The sequence below is a fragment of the Selenomonas sputigena ATCC 35185 genome, from assembly GCF_000208405.1.
GTDB lineage: Bacteria > Bacillota > Negativicutes > Selenomonadales > Selenomonadaceae > Selenomonas > Selenomonas sputigena.
In genome coordinates this window covers 330,763-351,946 of record NC_015437.1, presented here as the reverse complement: position 1 = coordinate 351,946, position 21,184 = coordinate 330,763, and the positions used below count along the sequence as shown (strand labels likewise).

27 protein-coding genes are annotated in these 21,184 nt (G+C 58.2%); 6 read left to right on the top strand and 21 right to left on the bottom strand.

All coding sequences use genetic code 11. The annotated features are described in order from the left end of the window. Positions 1-98: 98 nt before the first annotated feature. The 14 genes from SELSP_RS01635 to SELSP_RS01565 form a co-directional block, all read right to left on the bottom strand. Positions 99-437, bottom strand: a complete 339-nt coding sequence (locus SELSP_RS01635; protein WP_006193740.1) for a hypothetical protein — start codon at positions 435-437, stop codon at positions 99-101. Further along, positions 434-883, bottom strand: a complete 450-nt coding sequence (gene fliS / locus SELSP_RS01630; protein ID WP_006193741.1) for a flagellar export chaperone FliS — start codon at positions 881-883, stop codon at positions 434-436. The genes SELSP_RS01635 and fliS overlap by 4 nt, the downstream gene beginning before the upstream one ends. A 24-nt stretch (positions 884-907) precedes the next feature. Further along, positions 908-2,620: a flagellar filament capping protein FliD gene (gene fliD, locus SELSP_RS01625; protein WP_006193742.1), complete on the bottom strand. Its 1,713-nt coding sequence runs from the start codon at positions 2,618-2,620 to the stop codon at positions 908-910. Between the two features lie 12 nt (positions 2,621-2,632). Continuing rightward, positions 2,633-3,160, bottom strand: a complete 528-nt coding sequence (locus SELSP_RS01620) for a flagellar protein FlaG (RefSeq protein ID WP_013740552.1) — start codon at positions 3,158-3,160, stop codon at positions 2,633-2,635. A 129-nt stretch (positions 3,161-3,289) separates the two neighbouring features. Further along, positions 3,290-3,514: a carbon storage regulator CsrA gene (csrA, locus tag SELSP_RS01615; protein WP_006193745.1), complete on the bottom strand. Its 225-nt coding sequence runs from the start codon at positions 3,512-3,514 to the stop codon at positions 3,290-3,292. After that, positions 3,515-3,985 carry a flagellar assembly protein FliW gene (gene fliW / locus SELSP_RS01610; RefSeq protein WP_006193746.1) on the bottom strand — a complete coding sequence of 157 codons (471 nt, stop codon included), beginning with the start codon at positions 3,983-3,985 and terminating at the stop codon, positions 3,515-3,517. It lies immediately after the preceding gene. Positions 3,986-3,996: 11 nt separating this feature from the next. Further along, positions 3,997-4,587: a DUF6470 family protein gene (locus SELSP_RS01605; protein ID WP_006193747.1), complete on the bottom strand. Its 591-nt coding sequence runs from the start codon at positions 4,585-4,587 to the stop codon at positions 3,997-3,999. Between the two features lie 28 nt (positions 4,588-4,615). Then, positions 4,616-5,956 (bottom strand): flagellar hook-associated protein FlgL, encoded by a 1,341-nt coding sequence (gene flgL, locus SELSP_RS01600; protein WP_006193748.1) that lies wholly within the window; start codon positions 5,954-5,956, stop codon positions 4,616-4,618. Between the two features lie 10 nt (positions 5,957-5,966). Further along, on the bottom strand, positions 5,967-7,712 hold the full coding sequence (flgK, locus tag SELSP_RS01595) for a flagellar hook-associated protein FlgK (protein ID WP_081443699.1): 1,746 nt from the start codon (positions 7,710-7,712) through the stop codon (positions 5,967-5,969). Positions 7,713-7,780: 68 nt separating this feature from the next. Further along, positions 7,781-8,254, bottom strand: a complete 474-nt coding sequence (locus SELSP_RS01590) for a flagellar protein FlgN (RefSeq protein WP_006193750.1) — start codon at positions 8,252-8,254, stop codon at positions 7,781-7,783. 4 nt (positions 8,255-8,258) lie between these two features. Then, a complete protein-coding gene (flgN, locus tag SELSP_RS01585) occupies positions 8,259-8,744 on the bottom strand; it encodes a flagellar export chaperone FlgN (RefSeq protein WP_013740551.1) in 486 nt (161 codons plus the stop codon). A gap of 39 nt (positions 8,745-8,783) precedes the next feature. Continuing rightward, positions 8,784-9,077, bottom strand: coding sequence for a flagellar biosynthesis anti-sigma factor FlgM (locus tag SELSP_RS01580; RefSeq protein WP_006193752.1), 294 nt, complete (start codon positions 9,075-9,077; stop codon positions 8,784-8,786). A gap of 204 nt (positions 9,078-9,281) precedes the next feature. Next, on the bottom strand, positions 9,282-9,623 hold the full coding sequence (locus SELSP_RS01575; protein ID WP_013740550.1) for a flagellar protein: 342 nt from the start codon (positions 9,621-9,623) through the stop codon (positions 9,282-9,284). Positions 9,624-9,857: 234 nt separating this feature from the next. Beyond that, entirely contained in the window at positions 9,858-10,217 is a 360-nt protein-coding gene (locus tag SELSP_RS01565) for an arsenate reductase family protein (RefSeq protein ID WP_013740549.1), read from the bottom strand. Between the two features lie 290 nt (positions 10,218-10,507). On the opposite strand from SELSP_RS01565, the gene SELSP_RS01560 reads away from it, so the two are divergent. Together SELSP_RS01560 and SELSP_RS11845 are read left to right on the top strand one after the other, a co-directional pair. After that, a complete protein-coding gene (locus SELSP_RS01560) occupies positions 10,508-10,831 on the top strand; it encodes a type II toxin-antitoxin system Phd/YefM family antitoxin (protein ID WP_013740548.1) in 324 nt (107 codons plus the stop codon). A 48-nt stretch (positions 10,832-10,879) separates the two neighbouring features. Next, positions 10,880-11,158, top strand: a complete 279-nt coding sequence (locus SELSP_RS11845) for a hypothetical protein (RefSeq protein WP_232362386.1) — start codon at positions 10,880-10,882, stop codon at positions 11,156-11,158. Positions 11,159-11,178: 20 nt separating this feature from the next. Here SELSP_RS11845 and mqnE read toward each other — a convergent pair whose 3' ends face one another. Genes mqnE through SELSP_RS01545 form a run of 3 tightly spaced genes read right to left on the bottom strand, consistent with a single transcriptional unit; the run spans position 11,179 to position 13,446 of the window. After that, positions 11,179-12,300, bottom strand: a complete 1,122-nt coding sequence (gene mqnE, locus SELSP_RS01555) for an aminofutalosine synthase MqnE (RefSeq protein WP_006193757.1) — start codon at positions 12,298-12,300, stop codon at positions 11,179-11,181. A gap of 9 nt (positions 12,301-12,309) precedes the next feature. Then, on the bottom strand, positions 12,310-12,825 hold the full coding sequence (locus SELSP_RS01550; protein WP_006193758.1) for an ECF transporter S component: 516 nt from the start codon (positions 12,823-12,825) through the stop codon (positions 12,310-12,312). A 57-nt stretch (positions 12,826-12,882) separates the two neighbouring features. Continuing rightward, positions 12,883-13,446 carry a beta-class carbonic anhydrase gene (locus SELSP_RS01545; RefSeq protein ID WP_006193759.1) on the bottom strand — a complete coding sequence of 188 codons (564 nt, stop codon included), beginning with the start codon at positions 13,444-13,446 and terminating at the stop codon, positions 12,883-12,885. A gap of 207 nt (positions 13,447-13,653) precedes the next feature. On the opposite strand from SELSP_RS01545, the gene trxA reads away from it, so the two are divergent. Continuing rightward, on the top strand, positions 13,654-13,962 hold the full coding sequence (gene trxA, locus SELSP_RS01540; RefSeq protein ID WP_006193761.1) for a thioredoxin: 309 nt from the start codon (positions 13,654-13,656) through the stop codon (positions 13,960-13,962). Positions 13,963-14,074: 112 nt separating this feature from the next. Here trxA and SELSP_RS01535 read toward each other — a convergent pair whose 3' ends face one another. From SELSP_RS01535 to SELSP_RS01520, 4 genes are all read right to left on the bottom strand, one after another. Further along, complete coding sequence (locus tag SELSP_RS01535; protein ID WP_006193762.1) at positions 14,075-14,404, bottom strand: branched-chain amino acid transporter permease; 330 nt, start codon at positions 14,402-14,404, stop codon at positions 14,075-14,077. Continuing rightward, positions 14,401-15,117 (bottom strand): AzlC family ABC transporter permease, encoded by a 717-nt coding sequence (locus SELSP_RS01530; protein ID WP_013740546.1) that lies wholly within the window; start codon positions 15,115-15,117, stop codon positions 14,401-14,403. Before SELSP_RS01530 ends, SELSP_RS01535 begins: the two co-directional genes overlap by 4 nt. A gap of 9 nt (positions 15,118-15,126) precedes the next feature. Continuing rightward, a complete protein-coding gene (locus SELSP_RS01525; RefSeq protein ID WP_006193764.1) occupies positions 15,127-17,229 on the bottom strand; it encodes a methyl-accepting chemotaxis protein in 2,103 nt (700 codons plus the stop codon). 215 nt (positions 17,230-17,444) lie between these two features. Beyond that, complete coding sequence (locus SELSP_RS01520) at positions 17,445-18,317, bottom strand: NAD(P)/FAD-dependent oxidoreductase (protein ID WP_006193765.1); 873 nt, start codon at positions 18,315-18,317, stop codon at positions 17,445-17,447. 216 nt (positions 18,318-18,533) lie between these two features. Here SELSP_RS01520 and SELSP_RS01515 point away from each other — a divergent pair, with 216 nt between their 5' ends. From SELSP_RS01515 to SELSP_RS01505, 3 genes are all read left to right on the top strand, one after another. Next, entirely contained in the window at positions 18,534-18,884 is a 351-nt protein-coding gene (locus SELSP_RS01515) for a hypothetical protein (RefSeq protein WP_013740545.1), read from the top strand. A gap of 147 nt (positions 18,885-19,031) precedes the next feature. Next, the gene (locus tag SELSP_RS01510) at positions 19,032-19,919 is read left to right on the top strand and encodes a hypothetical protein (RefSeq protein ID WP_006193768.1); all 888 of its coding nucleotides are present in this window, start codon (positions 19,032-19,034) and stop codon (positions 19,917-19,919) included. Positions 19,920-19,945: 26 nt separating this feature from the next. Beyond that, positions 19,946-21,142 (top strand): glycoside hydrolase family 3 protein, encoded by a 1,197-nt coding sequence (locus SELSP_RS01505; protein ID WP_013740544.1) that lies wholly within the window; start codon positions 19,946-19,948, stop codon positions 21,140-21,142. The last annotated feature ends 42 nt before the right edge of the window (positions 21,143-21,184 follow it).

Genomic DNA, 21,184 nt, shown 5'->3' with positions numbered 1-21,184 from the left:
GTCATTTCCTTAAGTGTTTTTTGAAACTTTTTTCCCGCCGACGATTTTTTTCTTGCAGCGCTCGATAAAACGCACTCCGTCAAATCGACGCCGTTTCCTTACATTTCTCGGTTCACGAGATGACCGCTGGGGTCAAAACCCCTGACCTCGTAGTCGCGTACAGTCTCATGCTGCGTGCGCGACTTGTTCAGCCAGACCTTCGTGTTATAGATGATCTGCATCTCGACGGGCTTGAGTTCTTCGACGAGAGCTCGCCCTTCCTGTGTCACCTTGAAGGCTTCGATGCTGCACGCTTCCATCTTCTCGAAGATCTTGGCTCTCTGCTCTTCAAGGTCTAAGAAGCGGTCGATGTCGTCCTCCTTGAGGAACTTCAGCATCTCGCGCGAAAGCTCCAAGTACAGCCGCCAAAGTTCCTCGGGCGTGTGCATCTCCATCATGCGCCCTCGGGAGGCGGCGTCGTCGAGATTTCAGGCATGGGCGGCGCCGCGCTTTCCAAGCTCTCGCCCGATTTTTCGGCACGCGCCTTCTTCATCGCCTGCGCCCAGGCGTCGCGCAGTTCGCGTATGATGCCCGCCGCCTCGTCGATCTTCGCCGTGTCGCTCGCCAGATTTCCCTGCACGAGGCAGTCGTAGACGTAGTTGTACAGCGGCAGCAGCTGATGCGAGATCTCATAGTTGAAGTCGAGCGTCACGCGAAATTCCGTGATGATCTTCTCCGCCTTGATGATCGAGTTGTTCGCCGACTCGTAGTCCTTCTTCTCCAGAGCCTCCTTGCCCTCCGACATGAAGCGCAGGGCGCCGTTGTAGAGCATGAGCGTCAGGGCTTCGGGCGTCGCCGTCATGATCTGCTGTCTCTTATATGCTTCCGCTGCTGCATTTACCATTCGTTTTCCCCCTGCCTTCCCCTATCACTTCGCGCCGAAAATCGAGCTGTAGGTGCTGTTCATGCGCTGCAGCGCCGATTCCATCGCGTCGTATTTCTTATAGAGCTGTGACTGGAAGTCGTCCAAGAGATTCTTGAAGTCCTTCATCTTTTTCTTCTGCGAGCGGATCAAGTTGCCGAGCGTTGACGCATCGTCCCAATCGGACTTCGTGCCCGCTTCCTTGCTGATCTCCTTGAGGCTGTCCAGGGCGACTTTCGACAGGCGCATCGAAACGCCCGAGTTCTTGAAGTCGTCCTTCTCGTCCAGCGAACCAAAGACGCGGTAGACGGAGTCGGGATCTTCCGCCAGCGCCTTCTTGAGCTTGTCCTCGTCCAGCGACAGATGACCGTGGTTGTTGCCAACCTTCGTCGTGATGCCGAGCGACGATGCGGAGTTGTACTTCGACTCGGCAGCCGCGACGGGCGTCGCGACGGCTTCTCTCATCTTGCTGATGAGCCTGCCGAGGTAGGTGTTGTGGTAGAGGAGTCCGCCCTTCGCCTTTTCGTTCCAGCGCTTGACCTGCTCTTCCGACATGCCTTTTTCCTGCTCTTTCGTCAGCGGGTCGTAGTCCTTGTCGTGCTGCGTGTTGTATTCTTTCTGCAGCTCGTCCAGGAGCTTGTTGTAGCTCTCAACGAACTTCTTGACCCTGTCGACGACGGCGTCGACGTTCTGCGAGACGGAGACCGTGACAGTCTGTCCCGTCTGCGTCTTGTTGAGGAAGTTGTAGGTGACGCCTCCCGCGACGAGGCGGTTCTCATCGACAATGTACTCTCTGCCGTCGACCTTGACCTTGCCAGCTGTGCCGCCGAACTTCTGCTCTGTGCCCTGCACGAAAGAGGGCAAGTTCGTCAAGGTGTTCGTCGACTGGTCGAATTTCGCGAAGTGCAGGTTGTTCACGAGCTGCGTCGAGCCTTTGTCGAGCGTCTTGACGCTGATGACATTGCTAGCGCCGCCGTTCTTGTTGTAGATGCTGAAAGAACCCGTCGCCGCATCGTAGCTCGCATTGAAGTTCGCCTTGTGCGCGACATCCTTCGGCCCTTTCGGCGGGCGCTTGGCGTTCTGTATGCTGCTCGCGAGATCGTTCAGCGTCTTCTTGTTTTCCACGAGATCCTTGAACGTATACTTGACGTGGTAGATATCGTCGGCAGATGCCGGATCCTTGTCCGCGAGATCCATATCGATCGCCGTGTCGCCTTCATTGACGACGGCATCCGTGCCGTCCGCATAGTAGACGTGATACTGCTGCACACCGCCGGGGCCGGGCGTCGTCAGCTTATCGATGCGCTTGAAAGCGATGTCGGCAAGCTCGGTCGACATTGCTTTACTCGGATTATCCGAGGAACGCGTGATCGGCGCGTTCGACACGAAATAGGAGTTCGACGCGAGTTTTTCAACCGTGACCGTATGGCTCATGACCGCCGCCGCACCATTCGCATTGACCGTGACCGTCTTGTCGTCCGAACTTGACGCGCTCTTCGCCGCCATGTCGGACTGCTTCTTGTAGTTCGTAAGCTCGGAGAGGTTGTACGTGTTGACCTTGTTGTAAAGCTCGTTGAGCGCGGTCTTCGTGTACTCGTTCGTCATCTCGCGCTTGTACATCTTGTCGTATTGGTTTTGCTTGCCCTTCATGCCCATCTTGACGAGGGATTCTACGTCAAGACCCGAGCCGGAAAGGCCGTAAATTCCGTTTACACCCATAATTCTTCCTCCTTAGGCCGGCTGATCCAGGAACGTGCCCAGCCATTCGCGCGTCTTTTCCATGCCCTTGATCATGTACTCGGGCGGCATCTCCTTAATGAGCTTGCCCGTCTTCTTTTCGAGCATGCGCACGCTCATGACGTCGACTTCCTTGTGGTACTCGAAGGCGATGTTGCAGTTCATGCGGCTCATGATGCGGTTGATCTCCTTCATGAGGTACGTCATCTGCGACTCGTCGACCGGCTTGTCCTTGCCGGCCTTTTCCCTGCGCTCTTGCTCTGCCGCCTCGCTCTTCGCCTTCGCCGCTTCGCTGATCTCCCGCGCCTGCAGCTGCGTGCTCAGATGCTCGTCGACGACGGCGGCGGGCGAAGCCTCGCCGGCAAGGCCGCTCGCCGCGGGATTGTCCACGCCCGTCGCCGCTGCCTGCTGTCCGCTGTTTGCGGGTGCTGCAGGAGCGGGCGCCGGACTCCCCCCCACGGCAAGATCGGTCATCTGCATGACGGCCGCCGCGCCGAGCGCGTCCTGAATCTTGCTTATCATAGTTTCTCCCTCCATAGATAAAATATATGCAATCCCTTGTTTGCCGAGCGCTTCCTGCGCGGGGCAATACAGGAGCTTCCTGCTCCTGCAAGGAACGACTTGCTAAAGTCTTGCCCCGGATGAGGCGCTTCACTCCGTCCCGGGCAACGCACCGCTGAGGTCGATGTCAGCAGGCGCTGCCGCCCGCTTATTCTCGTCCTGTATGGCGCGATATATCTCGCCGCGGTAGATCTTGACCTCGCGCGGCGCTTCGATGGCGATGCGGACGTTGTCCCCCTGCACTTCCACGACATGAACGACGACGTCGTCGCCAATCATGATCTGTTGGCGCGGCTTGCGCGTCAATACCAACATTCAGTTCGCCTCCCGCTCGCTTGCTTCCTTGTCCTCCGCCTTCTTGGAAAACAACTTGTGCTTCGTGCAATAGCCGCTCTTGTCGAGGACGATCTGGCATCCCTCATTCGTGCGGCTGTTGATGACGATCGGCGCAAGAAGGTTTGCCGTCATCTCGCGGATATCTTTTCCCGGAATCGTCAAGAGCGTATAAAGCAGAAGATCTTCCTGCCGCTCAAGAGCAAGGCTTTCGAGCACATCGTCTTCCAAACGGAACTCGTAATCGGGGAAGAAGATGAACGGAATCGCCATCAGGAAGGCGAGGTCAGGCGTCACCGCCGACTGCAGGAAGACGTAGGGGCTTTCCTCGTCGTATGGTATGATGATGAACTCGTGCTCGTCTTCGAAGGCAGGAAGACCTGCAGCAAAATGAACGATCTTGCTCTCGTCTTCCTCTATTTCTCCAAAGCGCGTCGTCGTGATCTTTCTCATGTTCTTCTCCCCTATGCGTATACATCATAATGGCCGATGGATGTCCACATGTGAATGGAACCTTCCACTTTCATATGATAGTCGATACTGCCCGGCTCATAGTCGTATGTGGCGAACGGATCGGAGCGTATGTCGATCGAGTGCTCGCCGACATCGGGCGAGCCTTTGACCTCGGCCGGATAGACGGTGATCTTCGGGCGTGGAATGGGTCTCAGCTCGATCTCCTTCTGCTCCTTGATCTCGGCTTCGATCTTGCCCTTCGCCTGCTTCTGGAAAAAGTCGGCATTTGGCTTCGCCGCACCGTCGATCGCCTGCCAAGCCTCCGATGAGCGGCGGCTCGTGCCGCTTTTCACGCCCGAAATGCCTGCGTTCTTGAAGTCCGCGCAGAGGTCGGCGTCCTTCCTGAAGCCGTACGCCTTGCGGCTCTCGTAGCTGTCGATGTCGATGCGCACCTGCGTCGTGCCGAGATTCGCGCTCGCTTCGCGCCGCCTTCCTTGCATCTTGGCAGGCGTCATACTCGTCTGAAGCTTGAAGGAGCGTGCCTGCCAGCCGAGCACGGGCAGCGTATGGCGCACGTTGAGATACGTCATATTGGAAAGCATCGCGCTCCTCCTTTCTTCCGGCTTTCTCTTACCTCAAGTAGTCGGTCAAGGTCGGCGGCAGGATGCGCGAGCCGACGGAGAGCGACATGTTGTAGATCGCCGATGCCTGCATGAGCTGGACGGCGAGTTTTGCGACGTCCGTGCTGTTCGTGTCGGAGATGTCCTGCTTGATGGAAACGGCGTAGTCGTCGAGGATGTCCGCCATGCCCTTGTAGACATTGTGTCGCGCCGCGATATGATCCTGCGCGATGACGACGTTGTTGTGCGACTCGTCGGCGAGCGTCACGCCGTCGGAAATCAGCCAGTTGACGTCGGAGGAGTCGACCTTCGCCGCCACGGTCAGCATGTCGTTGATCGCCGCCGTGCCCGACTGGGTGTTGCCCGAATTTTCATCGTCGAAGATGTCCGTGCCGAAGATGTCGCCCGCCGTAGCGTTGACGGTGTCGGCGGTCGGCTCGACAGCGCCGTTCTTTTTGACCATCGAGATCTGCTTGAAATCGCCTTGGTACTTGACGATCTGCTGGTCGATGGTCTTGAGCTTCAAGTTGACCGTCTGACCGTTCACCGTGATGCTCTGCGACCAATTCGCACCCTTGCCGGCAGCGGCCGGCGGCGTCGTCGAGGCGTCCTTGATCTGCCCCGTGTTGAGGAAGTTATCCGACACGTTGAATGCGCCGCCGAGAGTGCCCGCGCGGTCAGCCGCCGGATTGACTTCCGTCTGCCCTGCCGCGACCTTCTTCTTGTAGCCGTCCTTCATGAAGTCGTAGGAATAGATGTCTCCCGTCTTCGTATCGAGATAGTATTCGTTCTTGTCGTCGCCCTGGAGCGTGATCATCTGCTTCATGCGGCCCGACACGTTCGTATTGTTGAAGAACTTCGACTGCTGATCGTCAAGCGTCTTGGGCACGCCGCGCGCGACCTTCTTCTCCGTGAGGAGGAACGGCTGCGTGAGGTCGGACTGCCCTGAGAAGATGTAGCGGTCGCCCTGCTGCGAATTGCCGAGGGAAACGATCTCATGCAGCTTCGCCGTCATCTCCTTGGCGATCGCCGCCATATCCGTATTCTGGTGCGGCGACTGCGCCGCTTGGATCGTCTTTTCCTTCAACGTCTTGAAGATGTCCGCCATGCCCGATACGGCGCCGTCCGTGCGCTGCATCCACGATTTGCCGGCATCGACATTCTTCTTATACTGCTCGTTCTCGTTTTGCTCCGTGCTGTAGCGAAGCCAGTTCGAGTAGCGCACAGGATCGTCCGACGGGCGGTGCAGCGACTGTCCATCCGACTGCTCCATGAGCTTCGCCTGCTCCTCTGCAGCGGTATTGAGCTGTTTCTGATAGCGCGAAACCATCTGCAAGCTGCCGATTCTCATCTACTTCACCTTACCTTCCCACCAGTCCCGTGTTGTTCACGAGACGGTCGAGCATTTCGTCCATCGTCGTCATGCAGCGTGCGCACGCGCTGTAGCCCTGCTGGAACTTGATCATGTTGGAAAGTTCCTCGTTCCAGTTGACGCCTGAGACCGACGTGCGCCAAGCCTCGATCTGCGTCATGACATCCTGTTGGAACTTGACCTTCGTGTCCATGGCGTTCGAGTCGATGCCGAGCGCACTCGTCACCGAGTTGTAATAGTTGTTGAGTGAAACCGTGCCCGTCGGACGCGTTTCCGTCGGGCTGCCCGCCGTCGGGTTCTTGTAGATGGTCAGCCCCGTGTCCTTCTGCTCCATGTTGAAGATGTTCGTCAGAAGGACGGCGTTGCTGCCGTCCGCCGTGCCGTTCATGTCGCTCGTCGTATGGACGACGGTGCCCGTGCCCGTGATGTTCGGCGGGACAGTCGAATTGCTGTAGCTGAAGTTCTGCACGTAGGAGTTCTTCGCGTCGCTGTTGTCGCCGAAGCCGCGCGCCGCAACCTTGAGCTCGCCATTCTGCGTGACGAGTTCGGCGCTGACCTTCATCGCCTTGATGATCTCAAGTCCCTGCAGTTCTTCCGTATCGCCAGGCGTCGTCGAAAGCGTCGTCGTATGCGTCGTCACGGGCGGCGAACCCGCCGTTGTCGACCCCGTGCCCGTCACTTTCGCCGCAAGGAGCGACTGGCGTTCCTTGTCCCAGACATAGTACTTGTCGTTTCTGCCGAAGAAGTTGAGATTCGACGTCTTGTCCTTGTCGATGCCCGCACCCGCGCGATGCTGGTCGTTGAACTGCGTCATGAACGTCGCCGCGATGTTCGCGAGCTTGTCCATGTACGCCTTATCCTCCTTGATGGAGTCGACAGCGGCCTGCAAGGTGCCGTTGCCCGGCACAAAGAGGGTATTCGTATCCTTGAAGATCAGCGAGTAGTCGTTGACTCCGTAGCGCTTGTTCTCAACTGGGCCGTCCATCTTGAGTTCAAGGCGCGAGATGCCGTTGACGATGGACGCGCCGCCCGAAACGATCTGGTACATGCCATTGTCCATCTCGTAAACGTGCAGGCTCATGTAGCCCGACAATTTGTCGACAAGGAGGTCGCGCTTGTCCCTGAGGTCGTTCGCCATCGCGCCGTTCGCCTCGGCGAGCGAGATATTCTTATTAAGCTCGACGATCTTCTGCGTGATCTCATTGACGTCCTTGACCTGCGTGTCCATCTCGCGATAGACGAGGTCGAGCTGCTTCTGCACGTTCTGCGCCGACTCTTCGAGACGGTCGGCGAACTGCTTGCCCGACTCGACGACGGAAACGCGCTTCGCAGGGTCGCTCGCGTAGACGCTGAGGTCGTTCCATGCGCTGTAGAACTTGTGCATCGCGTTCTGCAGCCCCTTGGTCTTCGAGTCGTTGAATACCGCCTCAATCTTGTCGTAGTTCTTCTGGCGGTATTTCGCGTAGGACTCTGTTGCCTCTTCCTGCCAATACTGCTTGTCCGCGAAAAAATCGCGGGCCCTCGTCAGCGACTCCGAATCGACGCCGGTGCCGACGAAAAGTCCGCCAAACATGCCGCCCTGCTCCAGCGGGCGCGTAGCTGCAGGATTCACGCGCTGGCGCGAATAGCCCTCTGTGTTCGCGTTCGTGATATTGTGTCCCACCGTATCAAGGGACAGCTGATTGTTGTAAATGCCGCGAACCATCGTGTTCAGTCCGGAAAATGTCGATCGCATTCTTTCACCCTTTTCCTTCGGAAGCGCCGCCTCGCTCCTGCGAATCCGCGCTTTCTCTATCTATCCCGTCAGACGCTCGCATCGAACACCTTCGTGTCCGCGCCCGCCTGCTTCTTCCCCTTCTGTACGTCCTTCGCCGTGTACGTCGCCTCCGCAGGCGTCCCCGCCATCACATTGATGTTGAAGAGGATGAACTGCATGTGGCGATCGAGCAGGGCACCGTTCATGGCGACGGCTTCCTGCATCTCGCGCATGACGGTGTCCGCCTCTTTCAGCAGTCGCTTCGCGACAGTGCGCTCTTCCGACGGAGTCGTGCGCGAGAGGAGTTCGGTCAAATCACGCGTTGCCGTTCCTTTGAGGAGAAGTGCCTGGCGCTTCTCTATGCGCCGCAGCTCAATGAGCAGGACTTCGATAGCCTTCGTCTCCTTGCTCAGCGAATCGCCCGAACCGCTGCAAAGAGCCTGGCGCTGACGTTCTGTCGCGAGGAGCAGCCTCTGGCACAAGTCGATCTGCTGCCTGAGCAGCTTGATGATTTCTCCCATAGCTTCACGCCTTGAAGTCGAAACGCCGTTCGCGCGTCACGCTTTCCTTGCCGCCCGCCCCGTAGGACGCGCCCGCCGCCGTGCCGCCGATGCGGTTGAGGTTCGCCGTCACTGCGGCGAGTGCGCCTTCAGCAAGCAGCGTATTCCGCTCGCCGAAGCGCTCAACTTCCTTCATGCGACGGTCAAGTTCCTCGTGCAGCGCCGCAAGCTCTCCGGCAATCCGCCGATCGGGACACTGCGCCAGAAGTTCGCGCATCTTCATCGTCGGCCTTATGCCCGCTTCCTTTTCCGCCATGACGCGAAGAGCCGCCTTACGGCGCGTCTCAAGCCGCTCGATCTCCGCCGCGAACCGTTCCTCTTCCTTCACGGCGCGCTCGATCGCCTTGAGATCCATCGCGGCCAGCGCCTTGTGCTTCGCCTCGCTGACCCTCACAAGCTCCGCGTAGCACGAAGAAAGTGCTCTCATGACTTCCTTCATTTCACGCCACATAAGCATCCTCCTCGCGACGGCACGTCAAAACAAGGTTTTTCAAATGCGCTGATCAAGCATCTTCGCAGCTATGTCGCGGCCTGCAACATAGTAATCGCCCGCGGCGATGCGCTCTTCATAAAGGCCAACCTTGTCCTCTCGAACCTTATCGTTATCCGCCTTCAAGCGGTTGAGAATCTCACCGAACGTCCTGCCTTCCTCAGAAAGCACAACGGCGTCCTTGCGCGGCGCTTCCGGCCGGTATCTTTCCTGCGTCTGCACGGCAGAAAGAGCTTCATTCGCCGCATAGACGCCATAAAGAGCCTGCACACGTCCCTGCACCTGGATGGACATCGCACCTCACCACCTTTCTTGTTATAGACGGAAACGGAGCATCCTCACTCACATACCCGTCTTTCATGAGTAGTATCGGAAAAAAATTCTTTCAGCTTAAGCGCCGCTCCATGAGAAGTTTCTGCGAAAGAGCGGCTCTCAAGCGTCCTATTTTTTGGCGACGGGCACGGAATTGCGCCGTCGAAAAGAAGAGGTCATCCGCCCTCAGCCAATGCGATCCGCCCCCGCCTTGAAGTCGCGCATGCAGCCCGCGCAGTAGCGTCCGCGCGTGATCAGCGTACCGCAGCTCTCGCACGGATAGCGGATCTCCCGATCCGCCTGCAGCAGGCGGGAGTCGTGGATCATGCGCAGGATCTCCTTTGGCTCAGCCCCTGTCCCTGCAGCAATCTCGTCGAGCGTCGTCACCTCCGGATGCGCATTCACATAGCGGATGATGCGTTCTTCTTCCTCACGCTGCTTCTCGAAGCAGTCCATGCAGAGCCTCTGCTTCGGCTGTGCGATAAAGAGCTTGCCGCACGAAGGGCAGTTTTTCAAATTTCCGTTCATCTCGTACCTCTCCCCGTAAAAGTAGCCAAAATATATGCGTCCAATGTATCTATCGTCGCGAACGCCTCTATTCCTAAGGGAAGATCCGAGGATTTTTCCAAGGGCTTCCCACCGCCCGGCAAGCGCTTCTCTCCAAGAAGCAAAAAAGACTGCACCCAAGGCAGAAAGCCCGGGCACAGCCCCGAAAACACGGATAAAACGAAGTCACTCATCCCGGCGCATCTCGCCGGAAATTCATTCAAAGCGCTCCTGCCACTCCTTTTCCTTGAAGCCGACGAGGACGAAGTCAGCAGCGACGAGAAGCGGACGCTTGACGAGCATGCCGTCGGAAGCGAGCAAGTCATACTGCGCGGCCTCACTCAGGGTGGGCAGTTTGTCCTTGAGCCCAAGTTCCTTATACTTCAAGCCGCTCGTATTGAAGAAGCGCTTCAGCGGCAGGCCGCTCTTCGCGTGCCAAGCACGCAGTTCATCAGCTGTCGGCCTCTCCTCCTTGATGTCTCGCTCCTCGACCAGAGCGCCGCGCTCTTCCAGCCAGCGACGCGCCTTTTGGCATGTCGTGCAGCGCGGATAGCATACGAAAAGCCCCTTCTTCATGCAAATGCTCCTTTCGCTCATAAGCTACACGCACAAACGTCCACTTTGTGGACATTGTGCGCCGCCCTTACAGAAGCCGAGCCAATCGGTCTGCGCCTTCGGCTTGACCTCTTGGGGCTTCATGGTAAACTACACGCATAAAACAGTTCTTTTCTCGACCATGCGTTATACCACTGGATACTCTGCTCCGATCCCCGCAGCAGAGGTGTCGACAAATTCGTTGCCATTTTATCGACATCTTGCTATACTGAACGCAGAGTACCTGCATGATCCGGAAAGGATGGTTCATCATGCCGCAAATACGCCCGCTTCCCCCTACGATTCCCATCACAGCCTTCAATCGCGGCCAAGCCGGAAAAATTTTCTCCAACGTAAAACAAATCGGCATGACGGTCGTCATGAAGAACAATGAACCGGAGTGCGTCCTGCTGTCGCCTGCCGATTACAACGCCCTTGTCGAGCGCTTAGAAGACGCTGACCTTCTGCATCTCGCTTCCGAAAGACTGAAAGACTTCGACAGCAAAGAGCAGGCGGCTATTCCCTTTGAGGAAGTCTGCAAGCGAAACGGCATCGACCTTCCTTCTCTCGATTTTGAGAGCGTCGAAATCGAATAACGTGGCAGGTACAGTTCCTGGCCGCAGCGCAAAAAGATTTCGAGCGTCTTGACGGCAGTCAAAAGCAGGAAACGGCAAAAGCCATCTGCAAGGTTTCTCAAAACCCACTGCCTGCAAGTGAGGGCGGCTACGGCAAGCCATTGGGCGCACACACCGACACGAATATTAAAAATCAAGCTGAAGCGCTCAGGCATCCGTATCGTCTACAAACTGGTGCAAGACCGCGATCACATGCTTATCATCGTCATTGGTCTGCGCAGCGATTCTGCCGTATATAAAACCGCTGCACGCAGAATTGCAAAGCTTGACGAGGACGCACTATCATAACAGCAAGTATATTGCCCACCTCATTCATACACATGAAGGATATTGAAGTTGCAGTCACATGCCGCCGGGATGCGGCCGGCTTCCTTGACGATGCGGATGATGCGGTCCTCCGTCAGCGCGCGCGGACTCTTCGCGCCCGCGTCGTGCAGAATCGTCTCCTTGTGCACCGTACCGTCGATGTCGTTCGCGCCGAAGCCGAGCGCTACTTGGGCGACGGGGACGGTCAGCATGACCCAATATGCCTTGATGTTCGTGAAGTTGTCGAGCATGAGGCGCGAGATCGCCATCGTCCTGAGGTCGTCCCACATCGAGGTCTGAGAGATGCCGCTCTCGGCGGCGAGCGCCGTGTTCTTCGGCAGGAACGGGAAGCAGATGAACGTCTGGAAGCCACCCGTCTCGTCCTGCAGAGAGCGCAGTGCGAGCAGATGGTCGACGCGCTCGGCGAGCGTCTCGATATGCCCGTAGAGCATCGAGGCGTTCGACTTGATGCCGAGTTCATGCGCCGTGCGCGCAGCGTCGAGCCACTCCTTCGCCGTCGCCTTGTTCGGACACAGCTCTTCGCGGATGCGGTCGGAGAGAATCTCAGCGCCGCCGCCCGCGATCGCATCGAGTCCCGCCGCCTTGAGCCTTTCCAGCACCTCGCGCACGGAAAGCCCCGAGATCTTGGAAAAGTGCGTGATCTCGACGCCCGTGAATCCCTTGAGGTAGAGCTTGGGGAATCTTTCGTGCAGTGCACGAAGACGCGCGAGATAGTCATCGAAGCTCCACTCGGGATGCAGCCCCGAAACGACGTGCAGTCCCGCAAGATGCGGATCCTTCATCGCATCCTCGACGACGGCGATGGCGTCCGCCGCCTCCATCTCGTAGGCGCCCTTGTCCTCGGCGTCACGGCCGAAAGCGCAGAACTTGCAGTGCGCACGGCATATATTCGTGAGGTTCACATGGCAGTTCACGTTGTAGTAGACGACGTCGCCGCACTTTTCGCACCGCACATGGTCGGCGAGTGCACCGAGCCAAGCGATGTTCCTGCAGTCAAAGAGGCGGACGCCGTCCTCGCGCGTCAGGCGCTCTTTCGCCAGCACCTTTTCTTCAATATCTTCATAGCCCTTGGGAGCGAGCAATTCCGTCACTTCTTTCCTCATCCATAAAATTCAATCCTTGCGCAAAAAACGCCCGCGTAAAAACGGCAGGGCGGCGAGCGCCAAGACGCTATTGACGACGCCCTCCGCGAAAAGCCCGGGGAAGGAGGCGAGCGCCGCCGCGAGGCTGTCGTAAAGGACAGCCCCTGCGAACGTGTAGGCCGCCGCCATCCAGAGGCTTGAAAGCGTGAGCGCCACGCCGATGCGTCCAACGAGACTCGCCGCATCCGCCATGCGGCAGACGATTTCCGCCATGACGAACTTGATGACGAGTGTCGGCACGATCCAAAGCGCGAAGCCGCTCATGAAGTCGGCAAGCGCCGAGCCGAAGCACGCGGCAAAGAGCGCCGAGCGCCGCGGCGCCAAAAGTGCGAAGAGAAAGATCGCGGCATCGCCCAAATGCGCGTAGCCCAGCGGAATCGGGATGTGCGGCACGAAGGTGGCTAGAAAGACGATCGCCGTCATCAGCGCCGTCAAGACAAGATCCTTCGCGGTAAAGTCACGGTTCTTTCTTCGAGCGGCCATCATGACTTCTCCTTCGGCATACCTGCAGCAAAAAACTTCTCCTCGTATCCGATGCTCTCTTCACGCATCGCCGCTCTCAATCAGGTCGACCTTGCCTGTCCTCGGGTGCAACATCAGTCCGTGAATCTTAAGATCCTTCGGCAGCAGCGGATTCTCGCGCAGTTTTTGGACGACTTCCTTGACATTTTCCGCCGGATGGCTGAAGCTGTCCGCCCAATGCACAAGCTCCTCGCGCAGGGGCGCGATCGCCGCATCGTCGACGCCGCGCGCGTGCATGGCCTCGATGAGACTCTTCGCCGTCGTCTTCGCCATGCCGCATTCGTCGTGACCGACGACGAAGATCTCCTCAATGCCGAGCTCGTATGTCGCAACCATGAGGCTTCGCACAACGCCGTCGAAGGGGCCGATGAGCGTGTTGCCGACGGTCTTGACGAATTTCGCGTCGCCGCGCTTTAGCCCCAAGGCAGGCTCCAAAAGCTCTACAAGGCGCGTGTCCATGCAGGTGAACACGGCGATTTTCTTCTTCGGCAGCTTGCTCTCGTGTGCATCCTCTCCCGTGTAGTCGACGGGCGGGTTCTTGCAGTACGCCTCATTCGCCTGCAGCATCTCTTCCAATCGTGTCATGGAATCCACCTTTCCAGGGAAGCACGGATAAATTCAACGACTCCCCATCATTATTTTTCGTTCATCATTGTAGTGGAAAAAGCGCGATATTGCAAGAGATTTGACGGCAAGACGGAAGAAATCGCACGCTTTCCCGCTTTTTCCGAGGAAAAAAATGTGATATAATGAAGAAGGAGCTTCATCAAAAAAAGATTGCGAGGGATAAACATGAATGCAATAGAGATTACAAAGGAAAACTTCGAGAGCGAGGTCACGGCCGCCAAGGGCGCGGTGCTGCTCGACTTCTGGGCGCCGTGGTGCGGCCCGTGCCGCATGCTCACGCCCGTCATCGACGAGGTGGCTGCAGGGCATCCCGACCTCAAGGTCGGCAAGGTCAACATCGACGAGCAGCCCGATCTCGCCGTCCGGTTCGGCGTGCAGTCGATTCCGACGCTCATCGTCTTCAAGGACGGAAAGAAGACGAAAGAATCCGTCGGCTTCGTGCCGCGCGAGATGGTCGAGAGCCTGCTCGACTGAAGGGATCGCGGATAAATTCCGCACTTCCTCAAGACGTACGAGAAAGAGCCGCCATGGTTTTGCAGCCGTGGCGGCTCTTTTTTTGATAGGCGCTGCATCCATCCGTGCTTCTTCAGATGAATACGAACTGTATGAGCAGCATGTAGCAGACTGTACCGCCCGCGATGGAGAAGAGAAACTGCCTGCGCCACACATGCAAGCCCACCGTCACGGCGACGCCCAAAAGCTCGGGCAAGCCGTGCGGCGCGGCGAGCCACGCGACATCCTTGAGACAGTAGACGACGAGCATCGCGAAGATCGCCGCGGGCAGCGCATCGCCCAAGTAGCGCACATAGGCGGGCGTCGGCTTCCTGCCCGAAAAGATGAGGAACGGCACAGCGCGCGTAAGGAGCGTCGCCAGCGCGCACAGGGTGATCGTCGCGGCTTCCTCAGAAAAGCTCATCGAAATCCTCCCTTCCGCGCAATCGAGCGGCGCAGTGCGGTCAAAAAGAGCAAGATCAGCACCATCGTCGGGATGAGGAAGTCGTCTGTGCCGAAGAAGAAGAGGCAGACGCCTGCGGCGAGAAAGCCGACAGCGGCGCTGATATGCTGCTTTTCATGCAGGAATTGCTCCAGGAAGATGACGACGAACATCGCCGTCATCACGAAGCCGAGTCCCGAAGTGTCGAAGCTCATCAGACCGCCCACGAGACTGCCGAGCGCCGTACCTGCAACCCAATAGAGCTGATTGAGAAGCGTCACGAAGAAGTAGAACCAGCCGCGATCGACATCCTGTGGCAGGCGCGTCGTATAGGCGATGGAGAACGTCTCGTCGCAAAGTCCATAGATGAGATAGATGCGCTTGGCGCCGAGTCCTTTGTACTTTTCGAGCATGGAAAGCCCGTAGAAGAGATGACGCGCCTGAATCATCAAGGCGATGAAGAACGCCTGCACGGGCGCAAAGGGCGAGAGCAGCAGCGTTCCCGCAACGAACTCCAAGGAGCCGCCGAAAATGACGACGGCCATGACGACGGGATACCAGAAGGAGAAGCCGAGCACATGCATGTAGACGCCGTACGCCATGCCGAGAAAGAGAAAGCCCGCGAGAATCGGCACGGTGCGCGGAAATGCCGCGCGAAGAGCGCGCGCCTTCGCCCCGCTGCCGCGAAGAGTCAAGCCTCCCACCTACGCGCCGCGCTCGATGTTTCGGATCAGGAGGTTGATCGCCTCCATGCGCATATTCGCCGACTCACTGACCTTTTCCAACTCGCTGACGGAGCGCGCCGACTCGGCGATGTGCACGAGGCTTCCTTCAAGCGTCTTCTGCAGCACGGTCATTTGCTCGTTGAACTGCGCGTCGAAAGCACGAATCTTCTTCTCCATTTCCTCGTTTGCCTCCATGATGGCGTCGATCTTGCGCACTTCGTGCAGCAGCTTTCGCACCGCCTCGTCGGATGCCGTGAGGTTTTCCTGCGTCGTGCCCGATAGCTTGCCGACCTCCTGCGCGACGACGGCGAAGCCACGTCCCGCCTCGCCCGCACGCGCCGCTTCTATGGTCGCATTCAAGGCGAGCAAATTGATCTGCGAAGCGATGCCTGCAATCAGGCGGATGACCTCGTCGATGCGCTTCGTGTCCTGCGCCAGCTTTTCGAGCGTCGGCCCGATCTCCTCGCCTTGGCGCACGATCTGCGCGAAGAGCTGCTTCTGCTCGGCCGAGCCGTCCGAAAGGTTCTTGAGCGCCGCCTGAATCGCATGAACCTCATCGGAAATGCGCGTGATGGAGTCGATGATCGCAGGAATCTTCTGCTGATAGTCGCGGAACATGGCGACAAGGTCATCTTTGAGCGCCCCCACATGCGCCTGCCGGTCGATCATGCGGCGGAAGAAAAAGGCGTCGCAGTCGGCGTAGATGCTCGCGAAGTTATCGATGTAGTCATCGCGGAAACTCACGCCCGAAGGCACATGATAGAAGAAGAGCGCCGTCAGCGTCTCGTTGACATGCAGCCCCGCGATTTCACCGAAGCTCGAAAAGCCTGCGACAGGCACATCACGGAACTCGTCGATGCGCCCCGTCTCCGACGCATAGCAGAGGCGGCGCAGGATGCAGTCGTTCAGAATGCCGCCGAGCGGTGCAGGCTTGCCGCGCTGGAAATCGATGAGACCCTTGGCGAGCGTATCGGCGAGAGAGCCGCGCTTCATCAGATGAAGCCGCTCGCCCGTCACGATGTCGCAGTAGAGATTCAGGCGGCCTCGCGCATGGTCGAGCGCACTGACCGAGCGAATGAAGAAGTCTTCGTTGATATCGGAAGCGAACGTGTACTTCTGCATTGCCGCATCAAGATCGGCGGCAGAATGCACGCCAAGCGTGCGTTTCAAGGCCTCCAACGCCGGCAATGTCTCGCCCGACGAAAGCTGCAGCGTCTCGACAGAGCGAAGCGCCGTCGAGGCCTTATCGATGATGAAGGACGTATCCGTCTTTTCGACCGCCTGCGTCTTGAAGATGCCATAGCGGTAGCCGCGCCTGAGACGCACGAGCGTAATGACGGCATGATCTTCAAGGCTCGCTTCGCCGTCGTAGACGCAGGCGCGCCCGTGCGCATCGGGGGCAGACGAGCCGCCGATATAGGGGCACGGGAACTTTCGCGACTCGTAGAGCGCCTGCATGAGGAACGTCTCCGAGCGCGAAAGTCCGTCAATGTAGACGAGCGCAAACGTATGGTAGAGACTGATGCGAAACGGCGGCGTATGCCGCTCAAGCTCGCCCTTGATCGCCTGGAGACGCGCCTCAAGGCTCATGTCGATGCGATCCGCCTTCAAATCCTGCGAGTGGAGCGGAACGCTCATCGTGAAGACGCCCTCGATCATGCGGCGCGAATATCCCTGCAGAAGCACGCGTGCGCGTCCTTCGCCGGCTTCCTGGTAGAGCGTCGCACTGCCCTGCGGACGACAAAGCTCGCCCGCGTCCGTCATGAGCACGACGCGCACCTCCTTGCCGAGCGCCTGCTGCACGGCTCTGCCGACATCCGTCAAGTCGAGATCGGGCGAGACGAAGCCGAGGACGATCGCCGCGCCGTCGGGCAGGGAGGCGATGGGCGCGAGGTTTTCCCGCGCGATCTCGCTTCGATGCAGGTAGCAGACGGCGACATCAGCGCCCTGCAAATCTCTGGCTGCCGGCGCTTTGTTCTGCGCGGCTGCCTTTTGAACCTGCGGCAAGGGCTTCGCATCCACGCGATCGCGCAGAGAAGATTTCCCTTCCTCATCTTTTCTGCTCTTCAAAAAATCAAACACCTTCGAACCTCCTGACAAAAGAAGCACGGATAAATTCGGCCGCTCATGCTCACACTTCTATGCGGCCTCAATTTATCACCATTTCCCGAAGAAAAACTGCCGGACACGCCCGCGCCCAGCTGCCGTACATACCTTGGCCATCATTATAGCATGGAAGGGGCGTCCCTTTCCAATTTTTTTCAAAGGAAAATTGCCGTCCGACGCACGTCTTCCATTCAAGCCTTTTTGCCGCGCAAAAACTTCAGCGCCGAAAGCCCCGCGACCGCGCCCTCGTGCACGGCCTTCGCCACCTGCAGGAGTCCGCCCGTCGCATCGCCCGCGGCAAAGACGCCGGGCACGTTCGTCTCCATCTTCTCATTCACTTTCAGATATACGCCGTCGAGAAGAATGCCGAGCTTCTTGGCAATCGCCGTACTGCCCGCCGTGCCGACGGCGACGAATACGCCGCTGACGGGAAGCGCCGTGCCACCCGCAAAGACGACGCGCTCGACTCTGCCCTCGCCCTCGACCGCGGCGAGTCGTTCCGTATGCACGAGAAGCCCTGCCGGCACGTGCGCGGGCGCCGCCTCGCCATTCGTCAAAAGATGCACCTTCGCCGCGTGCGGCAGGAGCGCCGCAGCTTCTGCAAGCGCATAGTCACCCGCGCCGAGGACGGCGGCCTCCTTGCCGCGATAGAAGAAGGCGTCGCAGATCGCGCAGTAGCTCACGCCGTGCCCTTCCAGCTCCTTGAGTCCTGAGAGCGGCGGCGCGAGGCGCGAAGCGCCCATGGCGAGCACGACTGCATCCGCTTCGAGCGTCCGATGCACCAGCTCAGCGACGAAGCCGTCCATCGTGTCCTTGAAGCGCAGGCCGACAAGCTCCCCCTCGACGAAATCCACGCCGAGACGCTTCGCGCCCTCGACGCCCTGCGCGGCAAGCTCCCTGCCCGTCAGCGGCTCGCCGAAGCCGTAATAGTTTTCAATCCTTTCCGCCTTTTCGAGCGCACCGACGCCGTTCGCAACGACCGTGACCGCCGCCCCGCCGCGCTTCGCGTAAACAGCCGCCGAAACGCCCGCAGGCCCCTGTCCGATGACAAGAAGATGTTTCATGCCTGAATCTCCTTTCCGTCCCAAAGGAAGCACGAATAAGCTCAAGCGCCCATCTTCGCATATCCGGACGACTCCATCTCAGCCGCGCTTCCACCATTCTTCCATTACTATACTACGTAAATTTTCCGCGCTTTGTCAATAACCGCTTGCAATTCTGCCCCATTTCTTCTATAGTCGTAATAGGCAATGTCAACGAATAAAGAAAGGATGTTATTCATGGACAAGCAAACCCTCATTGAAAAGGTCAAAGAGATCGTCAGCGCCCCGAGCTGCTACGAAGGACTCCGAAAGCTCGGCGAAGACTGGCTCGCCTCCATCGGCACGGACGCGGAAAAGAAGCTCTCCGAAAAGCTCATCGCCGCTCTCAAGGAAGATGTCTCCAGCATCGACGCCTCACTCGCCTTCTTCCAGTCCGACGAAGCGAAAAGCATCTTCGGCAGTGAAGAAGCTGCAAACCTCGCAAAGAAAGCCGAAGAGTTCAAAGCTGCCGGCAACAAGATTTGTTTCTGCCCCGCGTGCCAGGCAGGCGAAACCGTGCTCGAAAACGCGAGCGTGCTGCTCAAGTAAGACGCGGAATCAAACAGACTGCCAAAGCCGAATGCAGGAAAAGCTGCACTCGGCTTTTCTTGCATCGAAAAGCGCGAATGCTTGCCAATGGGACAGATTTTTTATAAAATATGAGGTAAGCGAAGCCTCGTTTCAAAGGAGCGGCACATGACGATTTTCGACACACCGGAGCGGCAAAAAGTCTATCGTGACATCATCAAGAAACTGCGTTTGATTGACGACGCATTTTTCAACAGCTGTTTCGACGGCGACATCGCCTGTATGGAGCTTTTGCTGCAAATCATCTTTGGCAATCCACAACTGCGCGTCGAAGAAGTATTGACGCAAAGATCTGTCCCCAACCTCTTCGGACGCGGTGTGCGCTTCGATGCAATTGCCACTGACGGTGAACGCATCTTCGATGTCGAAGTGCAGCGCGATGACGAGGGTGCCGATCCCATGCGAGCGCGCTACAACAGCTGCATGATGGACGCACGCGAACTCGACAAGGGAAAAGACTTCAGGGAACTGCCCGAAACCTATGTCATCTTCATTACGGAACACGATGTATGGAAAGGCAATCGACCACTATATCATGTACAGAAGTCCTTCGCTGAAACAGGAGTCGCCTTCGACGACGGCGCACATATTATCTACGTCAATGCCGCATATCAAGACGACACGCCGCTCGGTCGCCTGATGCATGATTTCTTCTGTGAAAACCCCAACGACATGCATTACAGCGTCTTAGCAAATCGAGCGAGATTTTTCAAAGAAAACGAAAGGGGAGCCTCCACCATGTGCAAATTGATTGAAGACCTCGTCAAGAGTGACCTGGAACACATTCTCAAGGCCGAAGTAGCCGAAGCCGAGGTTCGCGGTGAAGCCCGTGGTGAAGCCCGCGGCGAAGCTCGCGGCAAAGCACATGGCGAAGAAAGCGCCTTTCTCAGCAGCATCCGCAATCTGATGAAGAATGCGGGCGTCTCGCCAGAGAAAGCCATGGATCTGCTCGGCATTGACGCCATGGCTCGCAGCAAGTATATGTCACTGCTATGAAACACACTCCCAGCAAGGAATCATCCATGACGAAAAATCGCGCGAACCGCAAAACCTCCCTCGTTCCTCTACTCCTCTGTCTGATCATCTTCTGCACCAGCCTGCTCCTCGCGGGCTGCCTTGCGCGCTCTGACGATGCCGCCTCGAAAGATTCCGCTGCGAGCCATACGCAAAAAGGCCTCTCGCCCGATGAAAAAGCGGCCGCCATTGTACAGAAGATGAGCGACGCCGAGAAGGTCGGGCAGCTCCTCATGATCGGCATACAGGGAGCGGAGCTCGATGCGGACAGCCGCTTCATGCTTTCGGAGTATCATATCGGCGGCGTCATCCTCTTTGACCGCAATATGAAGAGTCAAGAGCAGGTGCGTGCGCTGAACGATTCCCTGCAGAAAAATGCCTCGGATGCAGGACTGCCGCTTTTCTTGGCCATCGACGAGGAAGGCGGCGCCGTCGCTCGCATGAAGGAGGCATTCCTGCCGCCGCCCGCCGCCGCAGAAATCGGCCGCACGGGCGACCCCCAGGCGGCATACCGTTATGCCGCCGACACGGCGCACGGACTCAAGGCGATGGGATTCAACCTGAACTTCGCCCCCGTCGCCGACCTCGGTGCGACCTATGGGCGCTCCTATGCCGACGATGCCGCCACCGCGACAAAGTTTGTCGCCGCCGCCCTCGAAGGCCACGCGGACGCCGGGCTTCTCGCGACGCTCAAGCACTTCCCCGGTCTCGGACGCGGCGAGAGCGACACGCATGAAGACACGGTCACCGTGCGCGCCGACCGCGCTACCCTCGAAGCGAGCGACCTCGTGCCGTTTCGCGAGATGATTACTAAAAGGAACGCTGCAAAGAATGCGAAAGGCGCTAGCGGCTGGTTCGTCATGGCAACGCACACGATGTACCCGGCGCTCGATGCCAAGAATCCTGCCAGCCTTTCGCCCGCCATCCTGCAGGGCCTCCTCCGAGAAGAGCTCTCCTACGACGGCGTCATCGTGACCGACGACCTTGAAATGGGCGCAATCTCACGCCACTACGGCTTCGATCGCGCGGGCGTCGAAGCGATCCTGGCGGGAGCAGACCTCGTGCTCGTCTGCCACGACTACGCGCACGAAACCGCCGTCTACAACGGCCTCCTGAAAGCCGTGAAAAGCGGCGAGATCTCCAAAGACCGCCTCGACGCTTCCGTCCGGCGCATCGTCAAGGCAAAGATCGAATATCTCGAATAGGCGCTTGCAATCATAGCCGAGAAGATTGACAGCAACGTACAA